This is a genomic window from uncultured Chloroflexus sp. (assembly GCF_937129525.1).
GTDB lineage: Bacteria > Chloroflexota > Chloroflexia > Chloroflexales > Chloroflexaceae > Chloroflexus.
On record NZ_CAKZNK010000014.1, the window covers coordinates 1 to 20,928 of the forward strand.

The window sequence follows — 20,928 nt, forward strand, 5'->3', positions numbered from 1 at the left end:
TCTGGTGGGCAAAGAAGCTATGAAACGCTCCAAACTGGCTGCGCGCAGCACAGATGGGTTACGCGGATTCAACTGCGCATCGTAAGAAGGCTCAGGGTGAATAACGACTTCACCCTGAGCTACGAGCAAACAAAGGATTAAAACGGAATATCCTCATCATCCAGCGGCTGCGGCTGATTGCGCGCTGGTGTTCGACTTGCTGGCGGGCGCGCTGTTGGCGTATTGCCGACAGACCGCGAGGTGCCGGTTGGGGGAGGTGGTGGAGTGCGTTGCACCGGCTCTTCAACCGGTTCGTCGTAAACTTGCTCGGCATCAGGCACTTGACCGCGCTCGCCTTTTGCCGAGAGGATGATCATGTCCTGCGCAATAACTTCTGTGGTGTAGCGCTCTTGCCCGTCACGATCAATCCATTTACGAGTCTGGAGACGGCCCTCGATGTAGACGCGCGTACCCTTCGTGAGATACTGGTTGCAGATTTCGCCTAGCTTATCCCAGGCGACAATGCGGAACCATTCGGTCTCTTCGTGAGCATTGCCGTCTTTGTCGCGCCACGTGCGGTTGCTCGCTACCCGGAATGTGGTTACGGCGCTTCCTTGTGCGGTGTAACGCATTTCAGGATCGGCGCCAAGATGACCCGTCAACTGTACCTTGTTTAAGTCCTTCGCCATTGCACCCTCCTCGTCTCTCGTGTGTGATCGTCCCGACAGTACCGAACCGAGCGAGAGCTTCCCCGCACGTTTTCGAACTATTGTGCGAATTATAACACTTGCTTTAGTCGCCGTCAAGCGATTTTACTGACAGATTGGTTACTATTCAGCCGGTTATGAGAGGCCGATGTCGAACCCCGCTTCGAGGTCGCGCCGCGAATAGCGCCGGAAGGCGAGCACCGTTGTCGTGTGGCGAACGCCGGGAATGCGGGCGATTCCGCCAGGCACGGCGTCGTCGAGCGATTCGTAAGCGTTGACGCGCAAGACAGCGATAATGTCGTACTCGCCGGTCACCGAATAGACTTCGGCAACGTTTGGCAGCTCGGCAACTTCTTGCGCGATGTCGCTGATCCGTTGCGGTTCGCAAGTGATGAATACAAATGCAGTGACCATTCGCGTGCTCCTTTGCTCGCTGGCAGTTAATTGTCTTCATCATACCAGATGATATAAGTCTGGCAGTTGGATACCCGGTGTCTGGCCTGATCTTCGCGCGGCAATGGCGAGGCAGGAAGCCGGTTTTCACTGGCTTCATTCCATCCCAAAGCAGTTTCTCAATCGGTTCGATAACTTCCGTGACGGTGGAGATCGTGCCTGCCCGTTGCGCCAGTTGTTGCGTGTCGGTCTTAACAAAGTATGGAAGGTTGTGGTATAGGCCATCCGCTCTGTTCCCGCCAGGTAAGAGCGAGGGCAGCCTGGGTCAGCGCGTAGCGGTCTGGGAAGATGCCGGTGACGGTGTTCGGAAATAACGCACCGATTTGCAACGCTGATGAGGTTATGTCGTCGATTGGCAGGTATTGTGAGCGTGTTTTCCTCACTGAAATGATGCGATGCGCATAAGGATAAACCGGCATTCGTCTGGCTGAAGCGCGCTACAGCAGATATGCCGGTTTCATTGCTGGCCGTTGACAAATTGTGCTACCAGTGCGTGACGTACCTCAATACCACTGGCTCATGTTACTGAGCCACCATGCCACCATCGACGACCATGATATGGCCGGTCACGTAAGACGCTGCCGGTGAGCATAGCCAGATGACCGCGCCAGCGACTTCTTCTGGTTGGCCGATCCGGCCCAACGGGATTGAGGCCAATGTGCCGGTTTCTGCGCCAGGCTGTGCCAGCAGGCGATTGAGCATCGGTGTTTGAATGGCGCCAGGGCAGATCGCATTGATGCGAATGCCTGCTTTGGCATATTCCAGCGCCGCAGCTTTTGTAAGCTGAATTACACCGCCTTTAGCGGCGCAATAAGCAGGAATACCCGGCGTTCCCACCAGCCCGACCACAGAGGCTGTGTTAACGATGCTTCCTCCGCCCTGGCGCAGCATGTGCTGAATTTCGTACTTCATGCATAGCCAGGTACCTTTGAGATTGACATTGATCGCGCGATCCCAGTCGTCTTCGGTATAATCAGCCGTCGCTGCGATGGCTCCTTCGATGGCAGCATTATTGTGGGCAAAATCGAGGCGACCATACTGCTCGATAATATGGTTGATTAACGCTGCCACTGCTCCTGCTTGTGAGACATCAGTTGGCACAAAAAGAGCCTCACCGCCGGCAGCTTTGATCTGGGCTACCGTTTCCTCGCCACCCGCCACAGATACGTCGGCCACAACAACTCTGGCTCCCTCGCGCGCAAAAGCCAGGGCACTGGCTCGACCAATCCCGGAAGCGCCACCGGTAACAAGGGCAACCTTTCCTGCGAAGTCACTGCTCACGATATGCCTCCAAAAGTTCGAAAACTGCGGAATGTAAACAGTATTATAGTACGATGTTGTATCGTAATATTTGCGCTGGCGCGATATGAGATAGCCGGTTTTGACGGTGAAAAGCGTGGTCTGGTTGGACAAGCTCACGCAACGCACATTTAAAATGGCTCTGGGGGCCGCGCGCGCCAGAGCATAGGGGTGAGCCAGTACCAGAGTGTGTTGAGCAAAACCAGCGCGCCGGCGCCGATGACACTCAGTTTGCCAGCCCACCCGCGTCGCCAGAGCGCATCGGTTGTTGCCGCTGCGCCAAGCGCAATCGCCCAGCCAAGCGCCATCAGGTAGCGCGGACTGTTCGAGACCAGCGTGATGAATGGCAAGACGGCGAAGATGATGGCAACGACCCAGCTCAGGCCCATCAGCGCCGTTGTGATTTGCCATCCCTGCCAGCGCCACACGAGCCAAAGCCCAACAATGGCGAATGGTAATGGCAAAAAGCCGTAATGCGCGATCAGGCCGGCCTGCCAGAGGGTTTGCCAGAGCGTGTCACGGCTGACCGGGGCCCGATTGGCGACGGCAGACAATCCGCCTTCGCGAGCCGTCTCCAGTTGTTTCAGAAACATCGGGATGTATGCGCTGTAGAAGAAGATGATAGCGAAGAGTAGGCCGACGCCGATCCCGATCGTGAGTGGCCAGCGAACTCGTTGTGCCCAGGCTGCGCCCATCCAGCTTGCCGGCCAGACAATCGTCAGTAAGAGACCAAGCAGGGCGACAGTGCTGATCAGAAAGCCAAAATGTCCGAGGCAGACTGCGGCGCACATGGCGGCGACTCCCAATGCCCATTCACGCTGATACTGGTGGGCCTGCCAGTCTTCCCAGGCTCTGATGACAACCCAGATCAGCGTAAGGTAAAGGAATTGGGTGATGATGTGCGTGTCGAATGACCACCATGTGGTCAGGTAGGTGGCAGCGGTAAAGGCATAGATGCCTGCCGCCAGCAAGGCAGGTCGCGGCGCGAGCGCTCGCCGCGCGATGAAGTAGACCATAATTGCGCCGAGACTATCGGCCAGCGCAGCGCCAATCTGCAAGAGGAGTGGCGTTTCGATTCCCAACACGCGGCCCGGTGCCAGTAACAGGTAAGGTCCGGGTGGATAGGGAAAGTCGATCCCGCGATTGCGCGAGACGATGGTGATCAACCCGCCTAACGCTTCATGAAAGCGATTGGTGTGAAAGCCGATGTCACCGTGCATACTGGCGGGGTAGAATCGACCGCCAATCCGGGTGGCAAAACTAATAGCAGCGATTGCGCTTAGATGGTGAGCAATCGCGTGATCGGCAATGATCGCGCGTAGTCCGGTCTGCGCGGCCAGGGTAAGTGGGTAGGCGAGGATCAGCGCAGTGAACGCAGGTTGAGCGCCAAACGCCGATCGAACGGGATCGATCAGAAGCGCGATGGCGAGCGCGCCTGTCCCAATGGCCAATCCCCAAACCGCACCGGAGTTAAGTGTTCGGTAGAGGATAAGCCAGCCCAGCAGCATTGCGCCCAACCAGTACCCTAATGGCTCAAGTTCTGGCCATGTCGGGATCGTGGCTGTAGCAATGACGACCACCCGGTCGAGCGGCAAACCCAGCAGGCGCGGGTCTTGCTCTGGCCTGAATGTGTCGCTGACCAGGCGGATACGCAGGCGACCATCGGTGTCCGCAGGCAAGACCAGCCAGTCCCGGCCACCCGACGACCGCGTCGGTATGTCGGCCACCAGTTGATCGTCAATCCAGACCTGGTATTGAGATGGGACACGTTCGACAATTGTGTCGCCGATCGGGAGCCAGCTTAAGACAAGAACAGTATTGCGGGTTCCTATTCCGGGTAGATCGATGCTAGAGTTGCCTGCCGTCCAGCGAAATTGACCGTAGCGGTACAGCTCGCTGGTGTTGAAATCGCGCAGGAGTGGGAGATCGGCATTGCCTACTCCCTCTTCGTATCCGACATCTATTGTATATTGATGTGGTAGCTGAGCCGAAAGGACTGCGCTGGCAACGATGACAACCAATGCCAGCCAGAGCGCCGGCGCGCGCAGAGCGCGCCATTCCTGCCTGATCTGGTTGCCCAACCAGAAGACGATCGCCGTTCTCACTGTGCTGGAACCTCGCGTGGATTATCAGAGCGGAACCGGTTTAGCCTGTTCTCGCGTCAGAAAAGCGAACAGGCAACTACAGTATACGGCAGTATCTCTCGGGAGTGACATGCAAACAGGGATGTAGCAATTGCTACATCCCTGTCAGTTGCGATAAATATTGTGACTAGCGGGTCAGCCATACAGTAGCGGGTATGACCGTCGTACCGCGCAGACCATCGTCAGGCGGTACGACTTGTTTGACCCCAAACCCGACCTCAGGCCGGGAATGAATCATCATCTTCATCGATCTCAATATCGTTATCGCCCGACAGCAACTCCTCGAGACGAGCGCGTAGCAGAGCGTCGCTATCGCTTTGTGGCGCAGGGTTCCCGTTGGTTGACGGCAACGCAGTCGCGCGTGGCGTTTCAGCCGACTTCTCTTCAGTCTGTTGCACCTCTTCGAGCATGCGCGCCATTTCGCTGATCAGATCCTCGTGCGGACGCTCAAGCCGCTTTTCGATACCGGTGCCGGCTGGAATGAGCTTGCCGATCACGACATTCTCCTTCAAGCCGCGCAGATAATCGACCTTGCCCTGAATGGCGGCATCGGTGAGAACGCGAGTCGTCTCCTGGAACGAAGCTGCTGCCAGGAAACTGTCGGTGTTGAGTGAGGCTTTGGTGATGCCCAGCAGCATAGTTGCCGCCGTGGCCGGATCACCGCCCTGACTGACGATGTCGTTGTTAAGACGGCGGAATTCCGTGCTATCGACCAGCTCACCCGGGAGCAAACCGGTATCACCGGGTTCCTCGATCCGCACGCGCCGCAACATCTGGCGCACAATTACTTCGATGTGCTTGTCGTTGATGTTAACGCCTTGCGAGCGGTAGACCTTTTGCGCTTCGTTGACCAGATAGCGCTGCACGGCTTCACGGCCCTGCAATTCGAGCAGTTCTTGCGGGTTGGCGCTACCATCGGTCAATTGCTGGCCGGCCATCACCCGCTCGCCATTCTCTACCCGGATGCGAGAATTGTGCGGCACTACCAGCTCTCGCTCTTCGTGATCTTCCTGGCTGATCACGATCCGGTCAGGCTGGACAAAGGCCTTACCGGTCAGGCGAGCAATGATCTGCGCGCCTCCCGGCCCTTCAGCAATCACCTGTCCTTCGTGAACATCGCTCTCATGCTCGATGGTTGGCGTAAATCCTCGTCCCAGCGGATACTCGTCGGTGTAGACATCAGTCGAGACGATGCGGATGGTGCGCACGCCTTCTTCATCGCGCGTGATCTGCACCACGCCATCGATTTCGGCCAGCAAGGCCTTGCCTTTTGGCACACGCGCTTCAAAGATCTCTTGCACGCGGGGCAGACCCTGCGTAATGTCATCTGCTGAAGCCACGCCACCGGTGTGGAAGGTACGCAACGTAAGCTGCGTACCCGGCTCGCCAATCGATTGAGCCGCGATAATCCCGACCGCTTCGCCGATTTCAACCAGCTTGCCGGTGGCCAGATTGCGCCCATAGCAGAGCCGGCAGAGACCATGCTCGGCCTGGCAGGTGAGCGGCGACCGAACAAACACCGACTCCTGTCCGGCAGCCATAATTGCGGTGGCCAGTTCTTCATCAATTTCGGTATTGCGGTCGGCGATCAGCTCGCCCGTCTCTTTGTGGTAGATCGGCGCTGCAAGGATGCGGCCAAGTATCCGCACTTGCAGCTTTTCCATTAACTCGTTATCATCGGCGCCGTGGAGCCACAGACCCTCTTCGGTGCCACAGTCTTCAATCGTAATGATGACATCTTGCGCCACATCAACCAGCCGGCGGGTAAGGTAGCCAGCGTCGGCAGTGCGCAACGCGGTGTCGGCCAGACCCTTGCGTCCACCGTGGGTGGAGACGAAGTAGTCAAGCACCGACAGCCCCTCACGGAAGTTTGCCTTAATCGGTAGCTCGATAATCCGGCCAGTGGGATCTGACATCAAGCCACGCATACCGGCCATCTGTGAGATCTGGTTAATGTTACCGCGCGCGCCTGACGTTGACATCATCGCTACCGGGCCGAAGGGGTTGAGGTTTTCCTTCACCGCGTTGATCGTCTGCTTGGTTGCCTCTTGCCAGATCCGCACTACTTCCTGGTAGCGCTCCTCTTCGGTGATCAGACCGCGGCGGAACTGCTTCTCAACATCAGCGACCTGTTGCTCGGCTTCGCGAACGATGTCATATTTCTTGGCCGGCACTTCGATATCATCAATGCCGATCGTCATTCCGCCGAGAGTGGCATAGCGGAAGCCGAGCGCCTTGATCCGGTCAGCCTGTTGGGCTGTCATCTCGGAACCGTAAATGCGGGCCAATTCCTGCACGTGCTTATTGCCGTGCGCGGCGCGCACCTCGTTGAGCTGGTTTTCGCTCAGATTGCGCAGGTTAGTGTAGTACTGATAGCAATCGGCGATGATCTCCTTGAGACCCTTCTTGTCGATCAGGCGATTGCGAAAACGTAGCGGCGGTTGCAGCTCGTTGTTGAGCAATACGCGCCCAATCGTGGTCTCGATCACCATGCGCGGCGTGCCATCGGCAGCGGGTGGCAATTCGCGCACAGGCCGGTCACTCTTCCCGGAAATGGCGCCGTTCATCCGGATCCAGATTGGCGCCTGGATGTCAACCAGATCCTTCTCATACGCCAGCATTGCTTCGTCGATCGAAGCAAACCGCTTGCCCGAACCTTTAGCGCCATCGCGCACCATGGTCAGATAGTAGCAACCAAGCACGATGTCCTGCGACGGTGTGATGATCGGTTCGCCATGGGCCGGACTAAGCAGGTTGTATTTGCTCAACATCCGGGTGCGCGCCTCTTCCTGCGCTTTGCGTGAGAGCGGCACGTGTACTGCCATCTGGTCACCATCGAAGTCGGCGTTAAAGGCCGCGCAGACAAGCGGATGGAGCTGAATGGCCGACCCTTCGATCAGTTTGGCTTCAAACGCCTGAATCGAGAGGCGGTGAAGCGACGGCGCTCGGTTGAGCAGCACCAGATAGTCCTTAATCACCTCTTCGAGCGCATCCCAGACTTCAGGGCGCACTCGCTCAACGGCGCGCTTGGCATTCTTGATATTGTGGGCAACGCCGCGTTCGACCAATCGGCGCATCACAAACGGCTTAAACAGCTCCAGCGCCATCTTCTTGGGCAGACCGCACTGGTGCAATTGCAGGTTAGGGCCGACCACAATCACTGAGCGACCAGAATAGTCTACGCGCTTACCGAGCAGGTTCTGGCGGAAGCGACCCTGCTTGCCCTTGAGCATATCGCTCAGGCTCTTCAGGCGATGCTTACCCTTGCCGCTCACTGCGCGACCGCGGCGGCCATTATCGATCAGCGCATCAACTGCCTCTTGCAGCATGCGCTTCTCGTTGCGGACGATAATTTCCGGCGCATTGAGTTCGATCAGCCGCTTGAGGCGATTATTGCGATTGATAACCCGGCGGTAGAGATCGTTCAAGTCGCTGGTTGCAAAGCGACCGCCATCGAGCTGCACCATCGGGCGCAGGTCAGGTGGAATCACCGGCAGCACGGTGAGGATCATCCACTCGGGCCGATTGCCGCTCTTGCGGAAGGCTTCTACCACGCGCAGCCGCTTGGTTGCCTTCTTGCGGCGTTGACCCTGTGAAGTCTGCACTTCCATCTGCAACTCTTCGGCTAGTTTCTCCAGATTAACTGTGCGCTCGATCAACTCGCGCACTGCGCCGGCACCCATATCGGCACGGAAGACGCCGGGAGCAATTTCGCGCAACTGGCGATACTCAGTCTCGGTGATGATCCGGCCTACCTTCAGATTATCGAGCTGCTCGAGCTTCTCTTTCTCTTCGCGCATCAGATTATCAAGCTCGCGCTGGAGTCGCTCTTGCAACCGCTCTTGCTCTTGGGTGGCCTCATACGCCTTGCGCTCACGCTCAGCATCGGTCAGCATTTCGGCGTCGGCCAGATCGCGACGGCGACGCTCTTCGAGCACATCAAGCTCTTGCTCAACCAGTTCGTCAAGCTGGTCGAGCGTGTTCTCGGTGATCGGCTCACCCTCTTCAACCACCGTTACGCCTCGGAAGATAATATCTTCGTCGGCCAGGGTGCCGGTCAATTCTTCCAGCCGTTCGCGCAAGCGCTCTGCCTCGCCGGCAATCTCATCGCGCAGGCGGCGGTACTCCTCTTCGATCTGGTGTTGGGTGCTGCGCTGAGCCGTCTCCATCCCGCCCAGATCCTGCGTGAGCTGCGTACTCAGCTCAATCCGCTTCTCTTCCGCCTGCTTTTGGATCTTCTCGCGGCGCGCGGCGTACTCTTCCTGGATCATCTCGCGCGCCACCTGAAGCATATCTTCCTTGACCTCAACGATGATGTATGAGGCAAAGTAGAGCACGCGCTCCAGATTGCGCGGCGAAATATCGAGCAAGAGACCGAGTCGTGAAGGGGTGCCCTTGACAAACCAGATATGGCTTACCGGTGAGGCCAGGTTGATGTGTCCCATCCGCTCGCGGCGAACCTTGGCCCGCGTCACTTCGACGCCGCACTTGTCGCAGACAACGCCCTTGTAACGCACCCGCTTGTATTTACCACAAAAACACTCCCAGTCCTTGGTCGGACCGAAGATGCGTTCGCAGAACAACCCATCGCGTTCGGGCTTGAGCGTGCGATAGTTGATAGTTTCAGGCTTGGTGACTTCGCCGTGTGACCACGATCGGATATCCTCAGGTGAAGCGAGACTGATCCGAATGGCGTTGAAGTCGTTAATTTCCAGCATGTGGACTTACTCCTGTCGCGGGAGAGAACCGCCAGATTAGACGCGCCGACGCGGTTGGCGCCACCGCGATGGCGCAGCGATGAGATCAGATCCGTTGTGTTTTGCGTGAATGCGAGACGGGAGTCCAATCCCGTCTCGCGCGTCAGGATTGAGCTAGAACTCGCCGCGTTCCATACCACTCAGGTTGATACCTTCGAGCGCGCCGATGTCGCTATCGAGGTCATCGCTCAGCTCCACCGGCTTCTCGTCGGCGCTCAATACTTCGACATTGAGGCCGAGGCTCTGCAATTCTTTAATCAGAACCTTGAAGCTTTCGGGCACACCGGCCTCCTGGATCGGCTCACCCTTCACAATTGCCTCGTAGGTCTTGACGCGACCGACCACATCATCCGATTTGACGGTCAACATCTCTTGCAGAGTGTAGGCGGCGCCGTAGGCTTCCAGCGCCCAAACCTCCATCTCACCGAAGCGCTGACCACCGAACTGAGCTTTACCGCCGAGCGGTTGCTGAGTAACCAGGCTGTAGGGGCCAGTCGAACGGGCGTGAATTTTGTCTTCGACCAGGTGGGCCAGCTTCAGCATATAGGCATAGCCGACGGTGACCGGATGGTCAAACTTTTCGCCAGTGCGACCGTCATAGAGCGTCACCTTGCCATCAGGGGGTAACCCGGCCTCGATCAACAGATTCTTGATCTGATCTTCGTGCGCGCCGTCGAACACCGGCGTAGCGACACGGAAGCCAAGGCGAGCGGCGGCCCAGCCGAGGTGCGTTTCAAGGATCTGGCCGATATTCATACGCGACGGCACGCCGATCGGGTTGAGGATGATGTCAACCGGACGACCATCGGGCAGGAACGGCATATCCTCGATCGGCAGCACCCGCGATACCACACCCTTATTTCCGTGGCGACCGGCCATCTTATCGCCAGCGCTGATCTTGCGCTTCTGGCAGAGCAACACGCGCACAGTCTGGTTCACGCCGACCGGCAATTCAGCGCCTTCACTGCGCGAGAAGACCTTCACATCGATGACCTTGCCGCGCACACCGTTGGGCACGCGCAAAGAACTATCTTTCACTTCACGCGCCTTTTCGCCGAAGATAGCGCGCAACAGTCGCTCTTCAGCCGTCAAATCGGTTTCACCCTTGGGGGTAATCTTGCCGACCAGAATATCGTTTGGCTGCACTTCTGCGCCGATGTAGATGATACCGCGCTCATCGAGATTGCGCAGGCTCTCCTGGCCAACGTTGGGAATGTCGCGGGTAATCTCTTCGGGGCCGAGCTTGGTGTCACGCGCTTCAACCTCGTACTTTTCGATATGGATCGAGGTAAAGATGTCTTCGCGCACCAGGCGCTCGCTCACCAGGATGGCGTCCTCGAAATTCCCGCCTTCCCACGGCATATAAGCAACCAGCACATTCTGACCGAGCGCCAGTTCACCCTGATCGGTGCTCGAGCTATCGGCAATCACGTCACCGGCGCGCACGCGCTGACCCTTCACCACTGCCGGACGCTGATTGATGCAGGTGTCCTGGTTACTGCGCATAAACTTGCGCAAACGATATTCAGTCTGCGTGCCGTCATCTTCTTCAATCACGATCCGGTTGCTGGTTGCGCTAATCACCGTACCAGTGCGGCGCGCTACAACCACCTGACCGCTATCGCGGGCAGCGCGGTACTCCATCCCGGTGCCGACAATCGGCGCATCGGGACGCAGCAATGGCACTGCCTGTCGTTGCATGTTCGAACCCATCAGCGCGCGGTTAGCGTCATCGTGCTCGAGGAAGGGGATAAGCGAAGTCGAAACGCTGACCACCTGCTTGGGTGACACGTCCATATAATCGACGCGCTCGACTCGTTCGGTCACGAAATCCTCGCCAAAGCGGCACGAGACGGTTGTTTCCAGGAAGCGGTTATGTTCATCGAGCGGCGCATTCGCCTGCACGATGACAAACCGATCCTCTTCATCGGCGCTCAGGTAATCAACCTCTTGTGACACAACCGGTCGGATCTTGATATGCTTCAGTGGCAATGCTGCAATTCGTTCCGCCAGAGCGCGATTGATCTCAGTGCCGGCCTCGGCGATCACTTCATCGGTATCAGGATCAACAATATCCTCGCGCAGAATCTGACCGCGTAGCAAGCCAACTGTAATCTGGCGGGCAATCTGGTCATCAACCCGAGTGCCTTTAGCGGCAATCAGCTCACCGGTGCGCAGATCGCGCACATCGCGGAGCAAAATGCCCTTCTCTTTCCAGACCTGAACATTGTCAACGGTGTTATAGACCTTGCGGTAAGGGGTTTCGAGGAAACCCATTTCGTTGACGCGGGCGAACGTTGACATAGTGCCGATCAGGCCGATATTCGGGCCTTCCGGCGTCTCTACCGGGCAGATTCGTCCGTAGTGCGAGTGATGCACGTCGCGCACTTCAAAGCCGGCGCGGTCGCGAGAGAGACCACCCGGACCGAGCGCCGAGAGACGGCGTTTGTTGGTCAGCTCGGCGAGCGGATTGGTTTGATCCATAAACTGGCTCAACTGCGACCCGCCGAAGAATTCGCGCATCGCTGCCACGACTGGCCGGATATTGATCAGGCCATTCGGGGTAGCACTGGCTGGCTCTTGCAGTGACATGCGCTCTTTAACGACCCGCTCGAGGCGGAGCAGGCCGACGCGGAACTGCTGCTGGATCAGCTCACCGACAGTGCGCACGCGCCGGTTGCCGAGATGGTCGATGTCATCGGGCCGACCGTGACCATTATTGAGCAGGATCATCTGCTCAACGATCCGGAAGATGTCACGCGGGAGCAATACGCGCACGCTCAGATCGGGCGATTTAGCGTTGCTACGGCGGGAATCACGCTCCCAGAGGTTCTTGTTAAGCTTGTAGCGACCCACCTTAGCCAGATCATAGCGGCGCGGGTTAAAGAGGAGCGATTCGATCAAGGTGCGCGCATTCTCAAGGGTAGGCGGATCGCCGGGCCGCAACCGCTTGTACAGCTCAAGCAGCGCCTCTTTCGCGTTGCGCGACGGATCCTTATCAAGTGTCGCCTGGATATACGGATGCTCGGCCACGGTATCGACGTGGCGGAACAACTCGATAATCTGATCATTGTGTCCGTACTTGTCAAGCTCATTATCTGGTGCCCAGCGCCCGCTGCCATCTTCTTCGGCCAGCCATGCGGTAATGGCTCGCAGCAAAATAGTGACCGGGATCTTGCGCTTGCGATCAACCTTGACGCTGATCACATCGCGCTTGTTGGTCTCAAATTCGAGCCAGGCGCCGCGATTCGGGATCAGCTTGGCCGCATGCAGCGAGCGACCGCTGGTAGGATCCTTCTCATCTTTGAAGTAGACGCCGGGCGAGCGGATCAACTGCGACACCACCACCCGTTCGGCTCCGTTGTACACAAAGGTGCCGTTGTCGGTCATGATGGGAAAATCACCGAGGAAGATCTCAGATTCCTTGATCTCACCGGTGGTCAAGATCCGCAGCTCGACTCGCACGCGCAGTGGCGCAGCATAGGTGAGATCGCGTTCACGGCATTCGAACTCATCGTAACGTGGCTCGCCAAAGGTATAGTCACGGAAGTGGAGTTCCAGGTTCTTGCCGGTAAAATCGGTGATCGGCGAGATCTCGTCGAAGAGTTCGCGCAGCCCCTCGCGTTTAAACCATTCAAAACTCTTGAGTTGGGTTTCGATCAGCAACGGCAGATCGATAGCGTCTTTAATCCGAGCGAAGGAGCGACGCTCGATCCGACGTGACCGGCGACCATCGGCGCCCGGGTCGATCGGGGCGATTAGCGGCTGAAGGACCACGCTCTCAATCAACGGGGGCATACGCACCTCTCTTCAAATCACTTACGGGTAGGCACACGACCTTGCGTGGCGGATGGTATCGGTAGAAAAAAACAGAAACAGCCGTCCTCGGCCTTCCCATCAGCGGGTTGCCGTTGGACTGGCACACTCCCAATTCGCAGTTCAGTGATCGTTACGCCCCACACGGGGACTTCCTGCCATCGGTTTGCTCAGGCTTGTCTTCGCGCGTCTTATAGATCGCGAAAAATGATGATACCATGCTCTTACAAAAAGATCAAGGATGATTTTGTTGATTCTCGCCCGCATATGTAGTATACCACGTTCCGGGCAGCGTGGGCTTGAATAACGATGAGTGATATCAATTATTTTCTCAAACGGAAATCAGTTGCGGCGATGCAGTCGATGGAATAACCGGCGCTACCGGGAGGCGAAAGCTCACTGTGGTACCACGACCGGTCTGACTGGTAGCCCAGATCTGACCACCATGGGCCTCGACCAGACGGCGCGCGATGGCCAGGCCCAGGCCGGCGCCGCCGCTGCTGCGGGTTCGCGACCGATCGGCGCGGTAGAAGCGATCAAAAATATGCGGCAGATCGGCAGGATCAATTCCAGCGCCGGTGTCGCGCACGCTGAAGACTACTCCGGCGGAGTCTGGAACGACGCTCAGGTTGATCGTGCCGCCCGCCGGCGTATGGCGCAGCGCGTTGCTGATCAGATTGCTCAGCACTTGCGCAATTCGTTGTGGATCGACCTCGATGTCAGGCAGATCAGGCGCTACTTCAGCCTTGAGCTGAATAGAGCGTTCAGCGGCGCTTTGCGCAAACGAACGCACCGCTTCATTGATCAGCATCGCTGGCGCGACACTTTCGCGGTAGAGCGGCAGTTGACCGGCGTCGGCTAGCGCCAGCAGATGGAGATCGTTGATCAGGCGTTCGAGAAGGGCAACTTCGGCCAACAAAGCTTCGATCTGTTCGGCGTCGGCTTCGTACACGCCATCTTGAATACCCTCCAGACGCCCTTTGATAATTGCCAGCGGAGTGCGCAGCTCGTGGGCAATATCGGCAGTGAGCTGGCGTCGCTGCTGATCGGCCTGCTGCAACGCCGTTGCCATCCGGTTAAAACTCTCGGCCAGTTCGGCCAGTTCACGCACATTGGCCGGTTGTACCCGGCTGCTATGATCGCCATCGGCGATGGCGTGCGCCGCAGCGCTAATTTGACGCAAAGGCGCGCTGATCCGACGCGAAAAGATGGCTGCCATACCGAGCAAGACGAGCATTAATCCGGCGCCGGCACCCAGAATACCCAGGATGAGGGGGCGACGGTTGAGATGCCCGACTGGAAATGACTCATCGGTGTCAACGACCGAAATGACCAGCGTGCCGACCTGCTGGTTGTTCACTTCAATCGGAATCCGCCGGACTGCCTCGTTGCCACGCGCGTTGATAGGGCGACGACGACCGGCAATGATCCGCCCATTATTGTCAAGCAGTGAAACGGTCGACTCTATCTCACCGAAGGCCTGCGGCAGTGGCCCCAATTGTCGCTCAACGCCGCGCCACGAACCGGTTTGCCGGTAGTAGGCGGCCAGTTGGTCGGCTTGAGCGCGCGCTGCGATTTCGGCTTCTATCCAGCGGATCTGGTTCGGATCATTCCAGCGGGTCACCAGCCAGAATGATAACACCATCCCGCTGATGCCGAGCACAATCACGAGCGCAAAGGTGGCGAGCATCAAATTGAAGATGCGCGGCGGGCGCATAGCAGACCTCACGGGTCAACGTCTTGACGTGGGAGTAGTGACAGGTTATCGTCCGTCACGAAACCGGCTCGCGCAGCAATGTGGTGGCGCGTAGTTGCCCACTTCTGGTAATTCAGATCAATCTTGCTCGGCAAACTTATAGCCAATGCCATACACCGTCAAAATCAGGCGTGGCGGCCCATTCGGGTCAGGCTCGATCTTCCGGCGCAGGTTTTTGATATGGGCGTCAATAGTGCGATCAAAGCCGGTATAGCTGGTATCATAAATGCGTTCGAGCAGTTGAGCGCGAGTAAATGGTCGTCCCGGCGCGCTAGCCAGCACGGTCAGCAGATCAAACTCTGTTGCCGTCAGTTCAATTGTTTCGCCATCACGACGCACAATTCGGCGGTCGAGGTCGATGATCAGGCCACCGGCTTGAATCACTTTCCCCGGCTGCAAGGCGCCTTCACTGCGTCGCAGCACGGCGCGCACGCGGGCAACCAGTTCGCGCGGGCTAAACGGTTTGGTAATGTAATCATCGGCGCCCAGCTCAAGCCCGATAAGCCGGTCGGTCTCTTCCACGCGCGCGGTGAGCATAATGATCGGCAGGTGGGCAGTCAGGGGGTCTTGTCGCAGCGCTCGCGTGACATCAAGCCCATCCATACCGGGCAACATCAGATCAAGCACCATTAACGCCGGGCGCTCCTGGCGAGCCAGCCGCAACGCAGTCTGACCATCGCCAGCGCTAATCACCTGGAAGCCGGCTCGTTCCAGATAATCGCGGGCAATTTTGACGATGCCCGGCTCATCATCGACCACAAGAATCGCGCGTGACATACGGTTGTCAGAGCCTAACCAACTCGATATGCCTGTCGAGGCGCGCGCCAGCGCGCGCCTCTTTTCTACGATACCATTTGCTGCCGGTGGATGCAATCAGATCGGCAGCAGCCCTTATTTTACTCGACCCGCGGGTCGTGACCGGCTGGCGTGAGCGGCGGTGACGGCGGTGTGTTCGGTGGGGTTGGCCCCGCAGGCGGATTCTGGCGCTGGCGGAAGATGCGGAAACCAAGCCAGATCAGTAAGGCCAGCGCAGCCAGTTTGAACAGGCCGTCAATCAGGTCAAACAGGCCGCGCCACCATCCCTTACCGCCCATCATACCGGGCATCTGATAGCCCCAGCCGGGCGGGGCAAACTGGCCGTGTTCGCCGCGCCCTCGCAAACCGGGTGGAACGAACTGGCCGTGTTCGCCGCGCCCTCGCAAGCCGGGCGGTGTGTTGGGGACGACCTGTTGATTTGACCAGCCCGGCATATTCCAGGCTGCCCAGGCCGCGCGTCGGCTCATCGCCAGGCTGCCCAGAGCAGTTAGCAGCGCCAGCAACGAAATACCGAGCGCCAGCCAGGCTATCCAGTTGATGCGTCGTTGTTCCATAAGCATACACTCCTTACGCTCCTCAATGTTCCCGGGCAGAGTTATGTGTGCCCTGCGCCACTATCAGGATAGCAATCAATTGTGAAGATGTCGTGAACGGACGGTGGAGACTTCTGGATTCAAGTCAGCTCTCTCTGTCAAAGGTTGGCTCATCGTTTGCGTCGTCGCCCGCGAGTGGTTGCCTCTACCATCACAATCTGGGCGAGCGCAGAATGTTTTAAAAGAGTATCAAAATGCCACGGCGAACGGTTTGCCAGGATCTCACCTGCCACAAACGCAGGATTTAATAGCGTTTACCGGGGTTCTTGATGAACATGAGCGATGGCAGGTGCGCTAACATACCTGCCGTTCTCTCTGTGCATGGCGAGAAGGATCTTATCTATAAGTTGATTGATCGATCAATCAAAACGTGCTATACTCAGCCTGTGCGGGCGCCGCTTTGACGACATGACGCGAATGATTGCTTCGTCAAACCGGCTTTTGTCAGTGCATGGCTCTCTTAGACGCGAAAGATGGCTCCTATGCTTCCTCCTCGCTGGCGTAAAGTGCTGCGTGACGCGCGTGCCACTCCGACCCGAACGGTGCTGGTGACCCTTTCGATTGCGGTGGGAGTATTCGCGTTTGGCGTGATCTTGACCACTCGCGCCGTGATCGAGCGCGAGTTACAGCGCAGTTTTTACGCTATCGAGCCGGCGAGCGCTACCATCACTACGACAGCGTTTCCCGATGAGCTGGCTGAAGCGGTTGAGCGTTTGCCGGGAGTGGCAATTGCCGAAGGACGGCGGGTAGTGCCGGCGCGGATCCAGGTTGAAGATCAGTGGCATGATGCCGTTCTGACGGTCTTGCCTGATGATGGAATTCGTCGAATTGGAATTGTGCATCCGCAGGCCGGGGTATGGCCACCGGTTGATCGGGCACTATTCGTGGAACGGGCCTCGCTGGCGCGAACGAGTGGCGCTATTGGCGATCAGGTTATCGTCGAATTGCCAGGAGCAGATCAGCGGATTATGCCGATTGCCGGCACAATCCACGATCTCAGCACCCCGCTGGCCGTTATTACCGCCCAGAAGTTCGTGTACGTTACCGCCGAGACATTACGCTGGCTGGGTGGGCCAGAGGACTATAACCAGCTACTCTTTGTCGTTGACGGCGATCGACGGGATCTCGATCACATTCGGGCCGTTACCCGTGAAGTAGAGCGGTTCATTGAACGGAGTGGCCGTCCGGTGCTGCACACGAACGTTCCGCCACCGTTGCAACATCCGGCTGAAGCGCTTTTACCTGTGATTACGGTGTTGATGACGATCGTGGGTTTGCTGGCGCTGGTTGCCAGTAGTTTTCTCAGCATCAACACCATTCAGGCCATTCTGAGTCAGCAGACGCGCCAGCTTGGGGTGATGGCAGCTATTGGCGCCGGACCGCGCGCACTGGCCGGAATGTATATGGCGACTGCCGCTTTGTTTGGCATGCTGGCGTTGATGTTAGCTGTTCCCGCCGGGATGGTGGCAACGCAGGCGTTTGCCGGTTTCCTTGGCGGGCAACTAAATATCGATTTGCCGTGGCCGGTATTCAGTGTTGAAGTGCTGGTTTTGCAGATTGGCGCCGGTATTGCGGTGCCGGTGTTGACTGCATTGTGGCCGATCCGCAGCGCTTTGGGTCGACCGGTACGGATGCTGCTGAGCGGCGAGACGGCGCCACCGCCACCGCCGCTAATGGTGACCTTGCTGACGCGCGTGTTGGGCCGATGGCTACGCCGACCGACCTTGCTGGCGTTGCGCAACGCTTTTCGGCAGCGCGCCCGACTGCTGCGCACGCTGGTCGCGTTGGCGCTCGGTGGCAGTGTCTTGATGACGGTTATGACGCAGCGCGCGTCGCTGTTTGCAACGCTTGAGGACAGTCTGGTCGGGTTGAATTATGATCTCGAAGTGCAGTTGGCGCATACCTATCGCGTCGAGCGGGTGATGCCGCCGATTGCCTCGCTGCCAGGCGTGACTCACATCGAGAGCACGCTGCGCGCATCGGCCTTTCCAGTGCGACCCGATGGCGTCGATGGCGAAGAGCTGGCGCTACGCGCGTTACCGGCTGAGACTGATTTCTTCCATCCGCGAATTGCCGAAGGGCGCTGGCTGGCCGGTTCTGGCGCGCGGGAAGTGGTCTTTTCAACCAATATCCGCAGTAAAGAACCGTATCTGCGTGTGGGTGATTGGGTGACGTTGTCGATCAATGGTCACGAGTCGCAATGGCGGCTGGTTGGCCTGATCGAAGTCTTTACTCCTCCTACGATGCCGGCGCAGGCCTATGTTGACCTGACTGCGTTTACTGCCGAACACGGCGGGGTGGGGCGTACCGACACGTTGCGGGTAGCAACAATCGGCCACGATCCCTTCAGCCATGCTATGGCGGCAGCGGCAATTGAGCAGCAACTGACCGCCTTTGGCATCGATCTGCGCCTGATCCGCACGATGAGCGACGAGCGGCGCATTCTCGAAGAACGCTTCAATCTGGCGACTGGCGCACTCTCGATTATGGCTTTGATTATCGGAACAGTGGGCGCGCTCGGTTTGACCGGTACGCTCAGCATCAATGTGCTCGAACGAACCCGCGAGATCGGTATTCTGCGCGCCATCGGCGCCAGTGATGACGCCATTCGTGAACTGGTGGTGACCGAAGGTTTGACGATTGCCCTGCTGGCCTGGGTTGCCGGCGTGATCCTCTCAATTCCGATGAGCTATGCGCTGGCTTACATCTTCGGAATGGCCTTGCTCAATATTCCGCTCATCTGGACATATTCGTTTCCGGCGATCTGGATGTGGTTAGGGGTGGTGATCCTTTTTGCCCTGATCGCGAGCATCTTGCCGGCTCGCGCTGCGACCCGGGTAGCAGTGCGTGAAGCGCTGGCGTATGAATAGACGGTGTGATATGTCAAGCGGCGAACCATTGATCGAATTGCGAGCGGTGACCAAGGCCTACACTACTGCTGCTGGCGACTATCTGGCGCTGCGCGGCATTGATCTGCGCATTGCGCCCGGCGAGTTTGTGGCCATTGTCGGGAAATCGGGAAGCGGGAAGTCAACCTTGCTCAATGTCATTACCGGTATCGACCGGGCCAGCAGTGGCGAGGTGCTGGTTGCCGGCGCCGATCTGATGCGCTTGCCAGAGGCGCATTTGGCCGCGTGGCGAGGGCGAACGGTAGGGATTGTCTTTCAGTTTTTTCAGCTCTTGCCGACGCTCACAGCGCTGGAAAATGTGATGTTGCCGATGGATTTTGCCGGCTTTGGCACGCTGCGTGAACGTCAAGCGCGGGCGCTGGCTTTGCTGGAACGGGTGGGACTGGCCGATCAGGCCGCGAAGTTGCCGCTGGCATTGTCGGGTGGACAGCAACAGCGGGTGGCAATTGCGCGCGCGCTGGCCAATAACCCGCCGTTGCTGGTTGCCGATGAGCCGACCGGCAATCTCGATTCGCAGACCGCTGAAGACGTGTTTCAGCTCTTTATTGAGCTGGCCCAACAAGGTACGACGATTGTCATGGTTACCCACGATGCCGAGCTGGCGCGACGGGCCGGTCGGGTGGTGTTGGTGTCTGATGGTCATATTGTTGCCTGAAAGAGTGTCGTTATGCGCAAATTGATCATTCCTCTGCTGGCGCTTGGTTTAATTGCGGGTGGAGCGTATGCCATCTTCGGGCCAAATGGGCCGGGGGCGCAATCGGTGGCGCCGCCGTTACCCACCATGAACACAGTGACGTTACCGGTAAGTGTTGAAGGGCGGGTGATGCCGGCGCAACAGGCCTGGTTACGATTTGAGCGCAGCGGGATGGTGAGTGAAATCCTGGTTCATGAAGGTGAGTCAGTGGCTGCCGGGCAGGTGCTCATCCGGCTCGATGACCGCGCGCAGCTTTTAGCGGTAGAGCAAGCCGAGGCCGCTCTGTCCCGCGCTCAGGCGCGTTATGCGCAGTTGCTGGCCGGCGCGTCGCCCGAAGCGCGAGCAGTGGCTGACGCGGCATTACAGGTGGCAGTTGCGCAGGCCACTCAAGTCGCCCTGGCAGTAGATCAAAGCGACGTGCAGGCAGCAGAAGCGCAACTGGCCGAAGCGCGCGCCGCTCGCGCCGAATTGCTGGCCGGCGCAGATGCCGAACTGGTGGAGCAGGCGGTGGCGGCGCGCGATCAGGCGGTAGCTGCGCTGGCCGCGCAACGCAGCGCGCTGGCTGCGGCGAAGGTCAACGCTCAACTGGCGCTTGAACAAGCGGCAAACGTTGTGCGTGATCGCCAGGCTGATTACAGCCGTATCTATTGGGAGAATGAGGATCTGCGGCAGCGTCTGGGAGACGATGAGTTGCCGCAAGCGCGCCTTGACGCAGAAGCTGCCGCTCTGCGCGCAGTGCAAAACGCCGAGATTGCGTTAGCGCAGGCGCGGGTAGCCGCCGAGCAGGCAGCTCAGGCCGAGATTGAGGGGATTGCCGCTGCCGAAGCGCGGGTGCGTGAAGCTGAGGCGCGACTGGCCGCGTTGCTGGCGCCACCGGCTGCCGATAAACTGGCTGCGCTTGATGCGCGCATTGCTGCCGCCGAAGCAACGCTGGCCCGGCTTCGCGGCGATCCCCGTCAGGCTCAGCTCGCGCTGGCGGCGGCGCAGGTGGCGCAGGCTCAGGCC

Annotated in this window: 12 protein-coding genes; 3 read left to right on the forward strand and 9 right to left on the reverse strand. The window is 58.4% G+C overall.

The window, feature by feature from the left end; genetic code table 11:
• Positions 1 to 137 precede the first annotated feature (137 nt).
• The 9 genes from Q0650_RS00735 to Q0650_RS00775 form a co-directional block, all read right to left on the reverse strand.
• On the reverse strand, positions 138 to 668 hold the full coding sequence (locus Q0650_RS00735) for a single-stranded DNA-binding protein (RefSeq protein WP_298814757.1): 531 nt from the start codon (positions 666 to 668) through the stop codon (positions 138 to 140).
• Positions 669 to 821: 153 nt separating this feature from the next.
• Positions 822 to 1,100 carry an Lrp/AsnC family transcriptional regulator gene (locus Q0650_RS00740; RefSeq protein ID WP_298814760.1) on the reverse strand — a complete coding sequence of 93 codons (279 nt, stop codon included), beginning with the start codon at positions 1,098 to 1,100 and terminating at the stop codon, positions 822 to 824.
• Between the two features lie 561 nt (positions 1,101 to 1,661).
• The gene (locus Q0650_RS00745; RefSeq protein WP_298814763.1) at positions 1,662 to 2,420 is read right to left on the reverse strand and encodes an SDR family oxidoreductase; all 759 of its coding nucleotides are present in this window, start codon (positions 2,418 to 2,420) and stop codon (positions 1,662 to 1,664) included.
• Between the two features lie 149 nt (positions 2,421 to 2,569).
• Positions 2,570 to 4,543 carry a hypothetical protein gene (locus Q0650_RS00750; RefSeq protein ID WP_298814765.1) on the reverse strand — a complete coding sequence of 658 codons (1,974 nt, stop codon included), beginning with the start codon at positions 4,541 to 4,543 and terminating at the stop codon, positions 2,570 to 2,572.
• 257 nt (positions 4,544 to 4,800) lie between these two features.
• The gene (rpoC, locus tag Q0650_RS00755) at positions 4,801 to 9,300 is read right to left on the reverse strand and encodes a DNA-directed RNA polymerase subunit beta' (protein WP_298814768.1); all 4,500 of its coding nucleotides are present in this window, start codon (positions 9,298 to 9,300) and stop codon (positions 4,801 to 4,803) included.
• Positions 9,301 to 9,453: 153 nt separating this feature from the next.
• Positions 9,454 to 13,137 carry a DNA-directed RNA polymerase subunit beta gene (locus tag Q0650_RS00760; RefSeq protein ID WP_298814770.1) on the reverse strand — a complete coding sequence of 1,228 codons (3,684 nt, stop codon included), beginning with the start codon at positions 13,135 to 13,137 and terminating at the stop codon, positions 9,454 to 9,456.
• 349 nt (positions 13,138 to 13,486) lie between these two features.
• The gene (locus Q0650_RS00765; protein ID WP_298814773.1) at positions 13,487 to 14,872 is read right to left on the reverse strand and encodes a cell wall metabolism sensor histidine kinase WalK; all 1,386 of its coding nucleotides are present in this window, start codon (positions 14,870 to 14,872) and stop codon (positions 13,487 to 13,489) included.
• A gap of 117 nt (positions 14,873 to 14,989) precedes the next feature.
• Complete coding sequence (locus tag Q0650_RS00770) at positions 14,990 to 15,688, reverse strand: response regulator transcription factor (protein WP_298814777.1); 699 nt, start codon at positions 15,686 to 15,688, stop codon at positions 14,990 to 14,992.
• 119 nt (positions 15,689 to 15,807) lie between these two features.
• Positions 15,808 to 16,281, reverse strand: a complete 474-nt coding sequence (locus tag Q0650_RS00775) for a hypothetical protein (RefSeq protein ID WP_298814780.1) — start codon at positions 16,279 to 16,281, stop codon at positions 15,808 to 15,810.
• A gap of 521 nt (positions 16,282 to 16,802) precedes the next feature.
• Between Q0650_RS00775 and Q0650_RS00780 the strand changes: the two genes are divergently transcribed.
• The 3 genes from Q0650_RS00780 to Q0650_RS00790 form a co-directional block, all read left to right on the forward strand.
• Positions 16,803 to 19,190, forward strand: coding sequence for an ABC transporter permease (locus Q0650_RS00780; RefSeq protein ID WP_298814782.1), 2,388 nt, complete (start codon positions 16,803 to 16,805; stop codon positions 19,188 to 19,190).
• A gap of 10 nt (positions 19,191 to 19,200) precedes the next feature.
• Entirely contained in the window at positions 19,201 to 19,884 is a 684-nt protein-coding gene (locus Q0650_RS00785; RefSeq protein WP_298814785.1) for an ABC transporter ATP-binding protein, read from the forward strand.
• A gap of 12 nt (positions 19,885 to 19,896) precedes the next feature.
• Positions 19,897 to 20,928, forward strand: a 1,032-nt coding sequence (locus Q0650_RS00790) for a biotin/lipoyl-binding protein (protein WP_298814787.1), incomplete at its 3' end; no start/stop codon positions are given.